Genomic DNA, 13,275 nt, shown 5'->3' with positions numbered 1-13,275 from the left:
TCCCCGAGGCCTTCAAGAACCCCCGGCCCGCGTCACTCCCGGGGCTCCGGGACCTCGGGGGGCGGGGTCTTCGGGGGCCGCCCCCGCCTCGGGATCGGGGCCGTGCCCCCCGGCAGGCGGCCCGCCTCGGCCAGCGCCCGCCGCAGCAGGAACTCGATCTGCGCGTTCGCGCTGCGCAGCTCGTCCGAGGCCCACCGGGCCAGCGCGTCGTGCACCGCCGGGTCCAGGCGCAGCAGCATCTGCTTGCGCGCGGGGCCGCGCCGGGCCGGCCGCTCGCCGCCGGGGGGAGGCGTCGTCTCGTCCGTCACTGGTAGAGCGTGCCCGTGTTCAGGACCGGCTGCGCCGCGCGGTCGCCGCACAGCACCACCATCAGGTTGCTGACCATCGCCGCCTTCCGCTCGGAGTCGAGCTCGACGATGTCCTGCTCGGCGATCCGGGTCAGCGCCATCTCGACCATGCCCACCGCGCCCTCGACGATCTGCTGCCTGGCCGCCACGACAGCGCCGGCCTGCTGCCGCTGGAGCATCGCGGACGCGATCTCGGGGGCGTACGCGAGGTGGCTGAAACGGGACTCGATGATGCGCACGCCCGCCGCCTGCACCCGCGCGGTGAGCTCCACCGCGAGCTTCTCGGTGATCTCCTCGGCGTTGCCCCGCAGGGAGAGGCCGCCCTCCTCGTGGGCGTCGTACGGGTACTCGATCGCGATGTGCCGTACGGCGGCCTCGGTCTGGGTGGCGACGAACTCCAGGAAGTCGTCGACCTCGAAGAGCGCCTGGGCCGTGTCCTCTACCTTCCAGACGACGATCGCCGCGAGCTCGATCGGGTTGCCGTAGGCGTCGTTGACCTTCAGGACGGCCGTCTCGTGGTTGCGGACCCGGGTGGAGATCTTGCGGCTGGACGTCAGCGGGTTGATCCACCGCAGGCCGTCCGCGCGGATCGTGCCGACGTAACGCCCGAAGAGCTGGATGACCCGTGCCTCGCCCGGAGCGACCATCTTCACACCGCTCATGCAGAAGAAGGAGGCGATCACCAGGAGCAGTCCGAGGATGAAGAGCGGGATGCCCGCGCCGTTGTGCCCGTTCGAGCCGAGGACGCCGCCGACGATGGCCAGGGCCACGCCGAGAAACACTCCGAGGACGGTCAGCAGCAGCCCGAGGCCACCCGGGATGGAGTGGGCGGTCGTCTCCCTGACCTGCGGTTCGGGCATCTCGGGCGCATCCGGGGCCAGGTCGGCGCCGGGGCCGGTGGTGCCGGGAAGGTCGTGTGGTGCGGACATGGGTCCCCCGTTTCGTACGGCATAGCGCCGCGCTAGCAATGTGATTTCACATTAACGGATCTCGCAACCTTGCGCACCCTTCGCGAGTCGGTTCCTTAGGGACCGGGTGCTGATTCTCACGTCCGGAAAAGACCGGATCGCTTGCCATTTGTCCGGGCTTTCGGTGTTAGCTGGCAGGTCTGACCGGAGCGGTACGAGCGGAAGAACGGGAGCACCACAGCGATGGGTCGAGCGGATGCGCGACGAGCCCAGGGGCGGGGAGCGCGCCGGGGCGCCAGGAGCGGCGGCATACGCGGGCTCTTCACCTGGCGGAAGATCCTGGGCACCTTCTTCGGACTCTGCCTGCTCGGGATGGGTGCCTTCGCGGTGCTCTACGTGTACGTGGACGTGCCCGAGGCCAACGCCCAGGCCGAGAAGCAGAGCAACGTCTACAAGTACAGCGACGGCACGCTCCTGGCCCGCAGCAATTCGGAGGTCAACCGGGAGATAGTCGACCTCGGCGTCGTGCCGAAGAGCGTCCAGCACGCCTTCGTCGCCGCCGAGAACAAGTCCTTCTACCGGGACCAGGGCGTCGACCTCAAGGGCACGGCCCGCGGCCTGCTCAACACGCTCTCCGGCAAGGGCAAGCAGGGTGGCTCCACGATCACCCAGCAGTACGTGAAGAACTACTACCTCACGCAGGACCAGACGGTCACCCGCAAGCTCAAGGAGCTGGTGATCTCGCTCAAGGTCGACCAGCGCATGGAGAAGGACGACATCCTCGCCGGGTACCTCAACACGGTGTACTACGGGCGCGGCGCGAGCGGCATCCAGGCGGCGGCCCAGGCGTACTACGGCGTCGACGCCAAGGATCTCGACACCTCCCAGGGCGCCTATCTGGCGGCCCTCCTCCAGGCCCCCAGCCAGTACGACTGGGCGGTCGCCTCCCCGACCGGCAAGAAGCTGGTCAAGGAGCGCTGGGCCTACACCCTGAACAACATGGTCGACGAGGGCTGGCTCGACCAGGCGGAGCGGGACACGATGAAGTTCCCCGTCCCGGACGCCCCCAAGGCCGCCCCCGGCATGGAGGGCCAGACCGGCTACCTCGTCGAGGCCGCGAACCAGGAGATGGAGCGGCAGGGCATCACCGAGGAGATGCGGGAGGCCGGCGGCTGGACGATCACCCTCAACATCGACAAGAAGAAGCAGAAGCAGCTGGAGAAGTCGGTCGACCGCGAGCTGGAGAGCCAGCTCGACCGCAAGAAGAACAAGGTCGACGCGACCGTCCAGGCCGGAGCCACCTCCGTGGACCCGAAGACCGGCAAGGTCGTCGCGATGTACGGCGGCGTCGGCGCCACCGAGCACTGGTACAACAATGCCACCCGCCAGGACTACCAGCCGGCCTCCACCTTCAAGCCGCTGGTGCTCGCCTCCGCGCTGGAGAACGGCTCGACCACCCAGAACGGCGACCTGATCGGCCTGAACACGGTCTACGACGGTACGAGCAAGCGCCCGGTCGTCGGCAGCGACACCCCGTTCGCCCCGGAGAACGAGGACGACGTCAGCTACGACAACCCGACCGTCCAGCGGGCCATGGACAAGTCGATCAACTCCGTCTTCGCGCAGATGGTCGTCGACGTCACCCCGAGCGCCGTGAAGAAGACCGCGCTCGCCCTCGGCGTGCCCGACAAGAACTTCCCCGAACGGCCCGCGATCACGCTCGGTACCATGAACGCGTCGACCTGGGACATGGCGGGGGTCTACGCCACCCTCGACAACCACGGCAAGAAGGTCACCCCGACCATCGTGAAGTCCGCCTCGAACCGCGACCGGACCATGGAGCCGGTCGACGGTGTGGGCGGCCAGGTGATCAGCAGGGCGTCCGCCGACACCGTGACGAAGGCCCTGACCGAGGTCGTCGACGTCGGCTCCGGCCGTGAGGCCAACACCTCCGCCTACGACGCCGCGGGCAAGACCGGCACCTCGGAGAACAACAAGGCCGCCTGGTTCACCGGCTACACCCCGGAGCTGGCCACCGCGGTGGCCCTGTTCGGCGAGTCCACCAAGGAGGGCGGCGGCCAGGTCAGCCTGACCGGCACGGCGAACTCCGGCCGGGCCAACGGTGGCGGATTCCCCGCGAGGATCTGGGCCGACTACACGCTCGGCGCACTCGGCGGCGGCTCGGACGCCACCTTCGACCTGGAGGGTGTCGAGCGCGGCGAGACGGCCGTGACCGAGACGCCCTCGGCCGAGCCGACCGAGACGGCCGAACCGTCCGAGACCCCGTCCGAGGAGCCGGAGACCCCCTCCGCGACGCCGAGCGAGACGCCCGGCGAGGAGTCGCCGCCGGTGGAGACGCCGAGCGAGACCCCCTCCACGACGCCGAGCGGCGTGCCCAGCACGACCAAGGACCCCGACGACGGGGACCAGCCGCCCGGCGAGCGGCCGGGCGCCGAGGGACTCTTCGGGCAGTAGCGACACGACCCGTGAGGGGCGGGTGCCGGCCGGCACCCGCCCCTCACGTGCGTCCGGCGTCAGCCGCCGTTGACCTTCTTCGCGACACGGTCGCCGACGTCCTTGTCCACGTTGCGCCAGTACTGCAGCGCACGTTCCAGGACCGGCTTGCTCACCCCGTCCAGCAGATGGCCGGAGATGTTGCGGACGAGCCGCTCACGCGCCGCGTCGTCCATGACCTCGCGCACCAGCGTGCCCGGCTGGCCCCAGTCGTCGTCCGCGCTGCGCAGCTTGTACGCCTCGTGGACCATCTCGCCCGCCGTGGCCCAGCCCGCCGGGTCGCCGTAGCGCTCGGTGTCCGCGGCGGGGCCGCCGTACGAGTTCGGCGCGTAGACGGCGCCCGTGCGCGACGGCTCGTACCGCATGGGCCCGTCCTTCGCGTACGAGTGCACGGCCGAGCGCGGCCGGTTCGGCGGCAGCTGCTGGTAGTTCGGCCCGATCCTGTACCGGTGGGTGTCCGGGTACGAGAAGAGCCGGCCGAGCAGCATCTTGTCCGGCGACGGACCGATGCCGGGCACCATGTTCGACGGCTCGAACGAGGCCTGCTCGATGTGGACGAAGAAGTCCTCGGGGTTCTTGTCGAGCGTCATCCGGCCGACCTCGATCAGCGGGTAGTCGCCCTGCGGCCACACCTTGGTCAGGTCGAACGGGTTGAACCGGTAGTCCGGCGCGTCCTCGAACGGCATGATCTGGACCTTCAGGGTCCAGCTCGGGAACTCGCGCCGCTCGATCGACTCGAACAGATCGCGGCGGTGGACGTCGCCGTCGATCCCGGCCATCGCGTCGGCCTCGTCCTGCGTGTAGAAGTCGATGCCCTGGTCGGTCTTGAAGTGGTACTTCACCCAGAACCGCTCACCGCCCGCGTTCACCCACATATAGGTGTGCGAGCTGTAGCCGTTCATGTGGCGGTAGGTCTTCGGGATGCCCCGGTCGCCCATCAGCCAGGTGACCTGGTGGGCGGACTCCGGCGACAGGGTCCAGAAGTCCCACTGCATGTTGTGGTCGCGCACGCCGTTGTCGGGGCGGCGCTTCTGGGAGCGGATGAAGTCCTGGAACTTCATCGGGTCACGCACGAAGAAGACCGGCGTGTTGTTGCCGACCATGTCGTAGTTGCCCTGCTCGGTGTAGAACTTCAGTGCGAATCCACGGGGGTCGCGCCAGGTGTCGGGCGAACCCTGCTCGCCGGCGACCGTGGAGAAGCGGGCCAGCATCTCGGTGCGCCTGCCCGGCTGGAAGAGGTCCGCCTTGGTGAACTGGCTGACATCGTTCGTCACTTCGAAGGTGCCGTAGGCGCCGGAGCCCTTGGCGTGGACCACCCGTTCGGGGACCCGTTCACGGTTGAACTGGGCCATCTTCTCGATCAGGTAGTGGTCCTGGAGCAGCACCGGGCCGTCCGATCCCACCGTGAGCGAGTGTTCGTCGCTCTCCACCGGGATCCCGGCGTTGTTCGTGGTGTACGGAACCTTCTGGGCTTCCTCGGTCACGAGCGTCCTCCCGTCGGAGTGGGGGGTATCGGTCAGGTCGCTTCGTTCACGAATGAAGTCAACTCCGCCGACACGATGTCGGCAACACGTGAATCCACCGAGGACAGGACGAATCGCCCCAGGGGTGCGGACGCCCCGGCGTGTACGCCCATCAGCGCGCCCCGGCGTGGACGCCCATCAGCGGGCGGGCGCCCACGGCCCGGGCCCCTCACAGCCGGCCCTGGCCCAACGGCAGGCCCGGGCCCCTACGGAGTGGCCATCTCGAACCAGACCACCTTGCCGGTGGAGAGCCGCGTCGCCCCCCACCGCCTGGCCAGCCGGTTCACCAGGAACAGCCCGCGCCCGCCCTCGTCGGTCTCCCGCGCCCGCCGCTGCCTGGGCAGCTGCGGGGAGTCGTCCCCGACCTCGCAGCGCAGGATGTCCGTACGCAGCAGCCGCAGCGTCACCGGTCGCTCCGCGTACCGCACGGCGTTGGTCACCACCTCGCTGACCAGCAGTTCCACCTCGTCCGACAGGTCGTCCAGACCCCACCGGCCGAGCGCCCTGCGGGCCAGCCTGCGGGCCCGGCCCGGCGCCGCGTCCTCCGGCTCCAGATACCAGTACGCGACATCGCTGGGCGCGATCCCGTCGAAGCGGGCGGCCAGCAGCGCGATGTCGTCGTCCCGGTCGCCCGGGCCGAGCATGTCCAGCACGTCGTCGCAGAGCGCTTCCAGCGGCGGCGAATGATCGGGCCCGGTCAGCTGCGCGGTGGCCGCGAGCCGCTCCCGCAGGATCTCGATGCCCGTCCAGACGTCGCGCATCCGGGACTCCACCAGGCCGTCCGTGTACAGGAGCAGCGTGGCCCCGGCCGGCGCGTCCAGTTCGACGGCCTCGAAGTCGACCCCGCCCACCCCGATCGGCGCCCCGGGCGGCACCCGCAGCACCTCGGCACGGCCGCCCAGGTGCAGCAGAACGGGCGGCGGATGGCCCGCGTTGGCGATGGTGATCCGGTGCGCGACCGGGTCGTACACCGCGTACAGGCAGGTCGCCATGCGGTCGCTGCCGAGCCGCTGCGCCTGCTCGTCCAGATGGTGCAGGACCTCCTGCGGAGGCAGGTCGAGGCCCGCCAGGGTCTGGGCGGTGGTGCGCAGCTGGCCCATGATCGCCGCGGACGTCATGGAGTGGCCCATCACGTCACCGACGACCAGGGCGACCCTGCTGCCGGGCAGCGGGATCGCGTCGTACCAGTCCCCGCCGACCCGGGCCGTCTCGGCGGCCGGGAGATAGCGCGAAGCCAGGCGTACGCCGGTGGGCTGGGGCAGTGAATCCGGCAGCATCGTGCGCTGGAGCTCGTCGGCGATGTAGGCCTCGCGGCCGTACAGCACGGCCTTGTCGATGCCGAGCGCGGTGTGCGTGGCCAGCTGCGCCGCGACCAGGAGGTCGTTGGCCTCGAACGGGGGGCGCTCCGTGCCGCGCAGGAAGACGGCGGCGCCGATCACCCGGCGCCTGCCGCGCAGCGGCGCCAGGATCGCGCGGTGGCCGGTGGGCACGGCATGGCCCGCCCCCAGCAGCTCCGGCAGGGCGACACGGGCCGCGGCGGAGTCCCCGAAGACCGGCCGCACCCCGCGCAGCACCTCGGCGAGCGCGCCGCCCGCCCGGATCTCGCAGAGGTCGGCGGCGGGCAGCAGCCCCGCCTGGGCATCGGTGACGGACAGCCGCAGCCGCTCGCCCTCCGGCCCGCTGTCGCTCTCCTCGTCGGTCAGCCGCAGCCTGTCGGTACGCCGCAGCCGCAGCACGAAGGGGCTGACGGGCCGCTCGTCGCCCACCGGGAGCGGATCGCGGAGGTAGACGAGTATGGCGTCGGAGAACGTGGGCACGCTTGCCCTGCACAGACCCAGCACGATCTCGTCCAGGTCTATGCCCCGGGCGATCCGGCGCGTCGCGGCGCCGACGAACCGCAGCCGGTCGCCCTCGCGTCGGCTGACCGCCTGGGGGTCGGTTCCGGGTGCGGCGGGGTCCGTGCCCGGCACGGGCGCGCTGTTCGGGACCGGGTTCGCCGCGTTGGCGGCCGTGCCGGGTACCCGGGAGGGGCCGGGGATCGCGGCGGTGGCAGCGGCGCCCGGCGGGGCCTCCTGCTGCCGGGGCCGGGCGCGTTCCTGCGGCCGCGCAGCGAGGGGCTGCCGGCCTTCGTGGGAGGTGGGATGCTCCGTCACGCGTGGGGTTCCGTCCGTCCGGGCCGGTTGTATGAGGCAATCACCTTGTGGGGCGCCACTGTGCCCCGGCGAGCGCGATGAGAACAACGGCTGTCACCGGATGCCCTCGGAAAAGGGGCCGAAACCGAACGGCCGCCCGGGGGCCCGGCGCGGCGTCTCCCGGCGACGGGGCAGCGGAAGGCGAGCACGTCTCCACCCCCTCGTAGTGGTTCGTCCGACCGCGTGTCCACCCGGCTTCGTGACCGGTGTGACTCAAGCGATACATCTGGTGACTGGTGGTCAGTTCCCTGGCCGTTCACGCCGGTTGCGGTGAAGCGGTCCGGTGGAGTGTCCGGCGCAGCGGTTCATGGAGGGCGATCCTACGTTTGCCCCCCTGGGGTGCATCAAGGGTCTCACGACGGCGCGGGGGCAGGGGTGCGGTCCCAGTCATCCGGCAGTGGGGGCACCTGCCACCGGGGGTCGGGCCGCCAGTGCTCCCAGCCGTCGCTGAACGGCGGGCCCCAGCGCTGGATCACCTCGACGGCCGCCAGACCGGCCTCGCGCACCCGCGCGGCGGTGGCCGCGTCCATCAGCCCGACCCGCTGCGCCTGGGCGAACTCGTCCTCGTCCAGCCACTCCCAGCTGTGGTCGGGGCGCACGGAGATGTCGAGGAAATGGTCCTGGGAATCCACCCCTCCGGACCAGCGTGAGCGGGGCTCCTCGAGGTTGACGTACCAGTTGCGGAAGAGCCAGCCGCGGTCCCAGAAGAGCCAGACCGACCAGGGTTCACCCGGCCGGGCGAGCTTGAGCACGCCGGAGCCGAACCACCGCGAGCGCACCGTCGTGCGCGGGCGCGTGTAGCGGGTGGCCAGCGGCTCGGCGTGCACCTGGGTGCCGTCGGCGAGGACGGGTCTCACGCACTCGGTGCCGGACGCCATCCACACGGCCAGCAGCTCGTCGGTGTCCTGGACGACGGTGACGGGCCGGCAGATGTGCACCGCGTCGCCACCCTCGGCCCCGGGCCCGCCGTTGGCCCGGTAACGCCACAGGATCCGGTCTCCCGGTGCCCAGCGCCCGCCGTCCCCCGCACCCGCCCCGGTGCCTGCTCCCGTACCCGCTTCCGTCGCTGTCATGAAGAGATCTTAGGGACGACCCCGACGTCACGCGCCGTAAAAGGTCACGGCCGGGTCATACGCAACACGTCGAGGGCCTCGTCGAGCTGTTCCCGGGTCAGGTCGCCGCGCTCGACGTACCCTCCGGCCAGCACGGTCTCCCGGATGGTCGTGCCGTCGGCCAGGGACTTCTTGGCGACCTTCGCCGCCTCCTCGTAACCGATGTACTTGTTCAGCGGGGTCACGACCGAGGGCGAGGACTCCGCGTACCGCCGGGCGCGCTCGGCGTCGGCCGTGATGCCGTCGACCGTGCGGTCGGCCAGCAGCCGGGAGGCGTTGGCGAGCAGCCGCACCGACTCCAGCAGGTTCTTCGCGATCACCGGAAGCATCACGTTGAGCTCGAAGTTGCCCGCGGCCCCCGCCGCGGCGACCGTGGCGTCGTTGCCCGTCACCTGGGCGGCGACCATCAGCACGGCCTCGGGGATGACCGGGTTGACCTTGCCCGGCATGATCGACGAGCCGGGCTGGAGGTCGGGCAGAGCGATCTCGGCCAGCCCGGTGCGTGGGCCCGAGGCCATCCAGCGCAGGTCGTTGGAGATCTTGGTGAGGGAGACGGCGACGGTGCGGAGCTGGCCGGACGCCTCCACGAGCCCGTCCCTGGCCCCCTGCGCCTCGAAGTGGTCGCGGGCCTCGGTGAGCGGGAGGCCCGTGGTGCGGGCGACCTCGGCGATCACGGCGGCCGAGAAGCCGGGCGGCGTGTTGATGCCGGTGCCCACCGCCGTACCGCCCAGAGGGAGTTCGGCGAGCCGGGGGAGCGAGGAGCGCAGCCGCTCGACGCCGTGCCGGATCTGAGCCGCGTAACCGCCGAACTCCTGGCCCAGGGTGACGGGCGTGGCGTCCATCAGGTGCGTACGGCCCGACTTCACGACGTCCGCGAATTCGGCTGATTTCCGCTCCAGGGAGGCGGCCAGATGGTCCAGCGCCGGGATCAGGTCCGCGGTGACGGCCGCGGTCGCGGCGATGTGGATGGACGAGGGGAACACGTCGTTGGAGGACTGCGAGGCGTTGACGTGGTCGTTGGGGTGGACCTCGCGCCCCAGCCGCTCGGTGGCGAGCGTGGCCAGCACCTCGTTGGTGTTCATGTTGGAGGACGTGCCGGAGCCCGTCTGGAACACGTCGACGGGGAAGTGCTCGTCCCATTTTCCCGCGGCCACCTCGGCCGCCGCCTCCTGGACGGCCTTGGCGATGTCCGGGTCCAGCACCTTCAGTTCGGCGTTGACCTTGGCGGCGGCCGCCTTGATCCGTGCCAGCGCCTCGATGTGCGCCCGCTCCAGCCGCTGCCCCGAGATGGGGAAGTTCTCCACGGCCCGCTGCGTCTGCGCCCGCCACTTGGCGTGCGCGGGGACCCTCACCTCGCCCATCGAGTCGTGCTCGACGCGATACGTCGTTTCCCCGGCCGATCCGTCCATGTGTTCCAACCTCCTGATGCAGATGAGCACGCGGGGTGTTCCACGTATTCCCCCGGCGCCGTCCGTACCGGAACGTACCCGGGCGGAGGCCTCCGGCGCGTCGGACGCGGCGGAAACGCCCCAGGGGTGCCCGGCCGGCGGCCGGGCACCCCTGGGATCACTGCCGGGGACGGTCAGCCCAGGCCGGGACCGCGCACCGGGATGCTGGTGAAGGTCGGTGCCGGGGCGGGCTCGGTGAAGAAGTCGTTGCCCTTGTCGTCGACGACGACGAACGCCGGGAAGTCCTCGACCTCGATCTTCCAGACCGCCTCCATGCCGAGCTCCTCGTACTCGACGACCTCGACCTTCTTGATGCAGTCCTGCGCGAGGCGCGCGGCGGGGCCGCCGATCGAGCCGAGGTAGAAGCCGCCGTGCGCGTCGCACGCGTCCGTGACCTGCTTGGAGCGGTTGCCCTTGGCGAGCATCACCTTGGAGCCGCCCGCCGCCTGGAACTGCGCGACATAGCTGTCCATGCGGCCGGCCGTCGTCGGGCCGAAGGAGCCGGAGGCGTAGCCCTCGGGGGTCTTCGCCGGGCCCGCGTAGTACACCGGGTGGTCCTTGAGGTACTGCGGCATCTCCTCGCCCGCGTCGAGCCGCTCCTTGATCTTGGCGTGCGCGATGTCACGCGCCACGACGAGCGGGCCGGTCAGCGAGAGCCGGGTCTTGACCGGGTACTTGGTCAGCTCGGCGAGGATGTCGTCCATCGGGCGGTTGAGGTCGATGCGTACGACGTCACCGGCCTCGTCGAGGTGCTCGTCCGTGGTGTCGGGCAGGAAGCGCGCCGGGTCCTTCTCCAGCTGCTCCAGGAAGACGCCCTCGGCGGTGATCTTCGCGGTGGCCTGGCGGTCGGCCGAGCACGACACGGCGATCGCGACGGGCAGCGAGGCGCCGTGCCGGGGGAGGCGCACGACGCGCACGTCGTGGCAGAAGTACTTGCCGCCGAACTGGGCGCCGATGCCGATCTTCTGCGTCAGCTCGAAGACCTTCTCCTCCAGCTCCTTGTCCCGGAAGCCATGGCCGGTCGGGGAGCCCTCGGAGGGCAGCTCGTCCAGGTAGTGCGCGGAGGCGTACTTCGCGGTCTTCAGCGCGAACTCCGCCGACGTGCCGCCGACCACGATCGCCAGGTGGTACGGCGGGCAGGCCGCCGTGCCCAGCGAACGGATCTTCTCCTCCAGGAACTTCATCATGGAGGCCTCGTTGAGGACGGCCTTCGTCTCCTGGAAGAGGAACGACTTGTTGGCCGAGCCGCCGCCCTTCGCCATGAAGAGGAACTTGTACGCGCCGCCGTCGGTCGCGTAGAGCTCGATCTGCGCCGGGAGGTTCGAGCCGGTGTTCTTCTCGTCCCACATGTTCAGCGGGGCCATCTGCGAATAGCGCAGGTTGAGCTTGGTGTACGCGTCGAAGATGCCGCGCGAGAGGGCCTCCTCGTCACCGCCCTCGGTGAGGACGTTCTGCCCGCGCTTGCCCATGACGATCGCCGTACCGGTGTCCTGGCACATCGGAAGGACGCCCGCGGCGGCGATGTTCGCGTTCCTCAGCAGGTCCAGCGCGACGAACTTGTCGTTGGACGAGGCCTCCGGGTCGTCCACGATGCGGCGCAGCTGCGCCAGGTGGGCGGGCCGCAGATAGTGCGAGATGTCGTGCATGGCCTCGGCCGCGAGGGTGCGCAGAGCCTCCGGAGCCACCTTGAGGAACGTACGGCCGTCGGCTTCGAAGGTCGAGACGCCCTCGGCGGTCACCAGCCGGTACGGCGTGGTGTCCTCTCCCAGAGGGAGCAGATCGGAGTACGCAAACTCTGGCATTACGGCCATTCCTCACTCGGCGACAGCGGCTGTCCACCCTTGGGCAGCGCAGCAACCAGGGTAGAACGCGATGGACGGGCCGAACCTGTGAGGTAAGGCTCACCCGGAGTGGCTCGATTTCTTCGGTGCGGATCGGGGCGGGCCTGCCGGGGTACTAGTCGCGATCTATCGCGTTTGGGTACGCTGGTCCGGTGGACCTCGAGAAGCAGCCTCAGCAGCCCGTCGCTCCCACCGGACCCGCGCCGACCGGAATCCGGGCGTCCGACGCGGACCGCGACCGGATCGCGGACATCCTGCGCGACGCCATGGCCGAGGGCCGGCTGACCGCCGAGGAGCACGCCGAGCGGGTCGACCTGGTCTACCGCGCCAAGACCGTCGGCGAGCTGGAGCCCCTGGTGCAGGACCTGCCGGTGCAGGGCGGCGCCGCCCAGCAGCCCGCCGCGCACCGGATGAGCGGGGCCGACGTGCCCGCCGGTCCTGCCGAGAACCTGGTCGCCGTCTTCAGCGGCTCCACCCGCAAGGGCCGTTGGCGGGTCGCCGGTCGTACGAACGCGTTCGCGCTCTTCGGCAGCGTCGAGATCGATCTGACCGAGGCGCTGTTCGGTCAGCGGCTGACGGTCATCAACGCGACGTCCCTCTTCGGCAGTGTCGACATCAAAGTGCCCGAGAACATCTCGCTGCGCGGCAGCGGGACGGGGATTTTCGGCAATTTCGAGGTCGACACACTGGAATCCGCAGACCCGGAAGCACCGGTCGTCTTCGTGAACGGCTATTCGATTCTCGGCAGCGTCGAGGCAAAACCCAAGCGTGGAAAGCTCGTTGCCAATCTCCAGAAGCAGTTGCGCAAGCATCTGGGCCACTGACGACGGCCGGCCGGCAAGAATCGAATTCCGGCCAGATGGTGATTCGGCGGCCTTGTGCGAGGCCGACAGCGGCGCCACTCAGTGCATAGGCGTGCGTACAGCGGGTAGGGAAGGCTGCATCGCCTCGCGCTCACGAAGCCCAAGCCGTCGTCAGGAGTGGACCGTGCTGCATTCGCCGCATCAGCCCCTGCAGGTCGCCGCCGTTCCGTCCCAGCGCACCCCCGTGCGGGAGGACCAGGCGGGGCCCTGGCACTCGGAGGCGGTGTGCCGCCGGGACGAAGCCGGGCTGTTCTTCGCCCCGTCGAAGGAGCCGACCGCTGCCCGGCTGTCCCGCGAAGAGGCGGCGAAGCAGGTCTGCGCGAGGTGCCCCGTGATGGTGGAGTGCCGGGAGCACGCGCTCATCCAGCCCGAGCCCTACGGCGTGTGGGGCGGCCTGACCGCCGCCGAACGCCGCGTGGTGCTCGCCCGGCGCCGCAGGCGCGACATGGAGCTCAAGGCGGCGGCCCCGGCGGAGCGCATAGCCGCGGCAGGCTGACCTCCGCCCGTCGCCTGCCTCCTGTCGCCCG

10 protein-coding genes are annotated in these 13,275 nt (G+C 70.5%); 3 read left to right on the top strand and 7 right to left on the bottom strand.

Annotated elements, in window-relative coordinates; genetic code table 11:
* Nucleotides 1-32: 32 nt before the first annotated feature.
* Together ACWCQM_RS39150 and ACWCQM_RS39145 are read right to left on the bottom strand one after the other, a co-directional pair.
* Entirely contained in the window at nucleotides 33-308 is a 276-nt protein-coding gene (locus tag ACWCQM_RS39150) for a hypothetical protein (protein ID WP_450919844.1), read from the bottom strand.
* The gene (locus ACWCQM_RS39145) at nucleotides 305-1,276 is read right to left on the bottom strand and encodes an SPFH domain-containing protein (RefSeq protein WP_267073861.1); all 972 of its coding nucleotides are present in this window, start codon (nucleotides 1,274-1,276) and stop codon (nucleotides 305-307) included. Before ACWCQM_RS39145 ends, ACWCQM_RS39150 begins: the two co-directional genes overlap by 4 nt.
* Before the next feature lie 222 nt (nucleotides 1,277-1,498).
* Here ACWCQM_RS39145 and ACWCQM_RS39140 point away from each other — a divergent pair, with 222 nt between their 5' ends.
* Nucleotides 1,499-3,730, top strand: a complete 2,232-nt coding sequence (locus ACWCQM_RS39140) for a transglycosylase domain-containing protein (protein ID WP_450919843.1) — start codon at nucleotides 1,499-1,501, stop codon at nucleotides 3,728-3,730.
* 59 nt (nucleotides 3,731-3,789) lie between these two features.
* On the opposite strand, the gene ACWCQM_RS39135 is transcribed toward ACWCQM_RS39140, so the two are convergent.
* The 5 genes from ACWCQM_RS39135 to ACWCQM_RS39115 form a co-directional block, all read right to left on the bottom strand.
* Nucleotides 3,790-5,253 carry a catalase gene (locus ACWCQM_RS39135; RefSeq protein ID WP_450919842.1) on the bottom strand — a complete coding sequence of 488 codons (1,464 nt, stop codon included), beginning with the start codon at nucleotides 5,251-5,253 and terminating at the stop codon, nucleotides 3,790-3,792.
* A 245-nt stretch (nucleotides 5,254-5,498) separates the two neighbouring features.
* Nucleotides 5,499-7,445, bottom strand: coding sequence for a SpoIIE family protein phosphatase (locus ACWCQM_RS39130; protein ID WP_450919841.1), 1,947 nt, complete (start codon nucleotides 7,443-7,445; stop codon nucleotides 5,499-5,501).
* 392 nt (nucleotides 7,446-7,837) lie between these two features.
* Nucleotides 7,838-8,557: a cytidylyl-2-hydroxypropylphosphonate hydrolase gene (fomD, locus tag ACWCQM_RS39125; protein ID WP_450919840.1), complete on the bottom strand. Its 720-nt coding sequence runs from the start codon at nucleotides 8,555-8,557 to the stop codon at nucleotides 7,838-7,840.
* Between the two features lie 44 nt (nucleotides 8,558-8,601).
* On the bottom strand, nucleotides 8,602-10,005 hold the full coding sequence (locus tag ACWCQM_RS39120; RefSeq protein WP_450919839.1) for a class II fumarate hydratase: 1,404 nt from the start codon (nucleotides 10,003-10,005) through the stop codon (nucleotides 8,602-8,604).
* A 173-nt stretch (nucleotides 10,006-10,178) separates the two neighbouring features.
* The gene (locus ACWCQM_RS39115; RefSeq protein WP_450919838.1) at nucleotides 10,179-11,846 is read right to left on the bottom strand and encodes a fumarate hydratase; all 1,668 of its coding nucleotides are present in this window, start codon (nucleotides 11,844-11,846) and stop codon (nucleotides 10,179-10,181) included.
* 191 nt (nucleotides 11,847-12,037) lie between these two features.
* Here ACWCQM_RS39115 and ACWCQM_RS39110 point away from each other — a divergent pair, with 191 nt between their 5' ends.
* Nucleotides 12,038-12,709, top strand: coding sequence for a DUF1707 SHOCT-like domain-containing protein (locus tag ACWCQM_RS39110; protein WP_450919837.1), 672 nt, complete (start codon nucleotides 12,038-12,040; stop codon nucleotides 12,707-12,709).
* A 163-nt stretch (nucleotides 12,710-12,872) separates the two neighbouring features.
* The gene (locus ACWCQM_RS39105; protein WP_267073853.1) at nucleotides 12,873-13,244 is read left to right on the top strand and encodes a WhiB family transcriptional regulator; all 372 of its coding nucleotides are present in this window, start codon (nucleotides 12,873-12,875) and stop codon (nucleotides 13,242-13,244) included.
* Nucleotides 13,245-13,275: the final 31 nt, after the last annotated feature.

Source organism: Streptomyces sp. NPDC002125 (genome assembly GCF_053593715.1).
The sequence above is the reverse complement of the archived record's forward strand: the minus strand, read 5'-3'. Positions and strand labels throughout refer to the sequence as shown.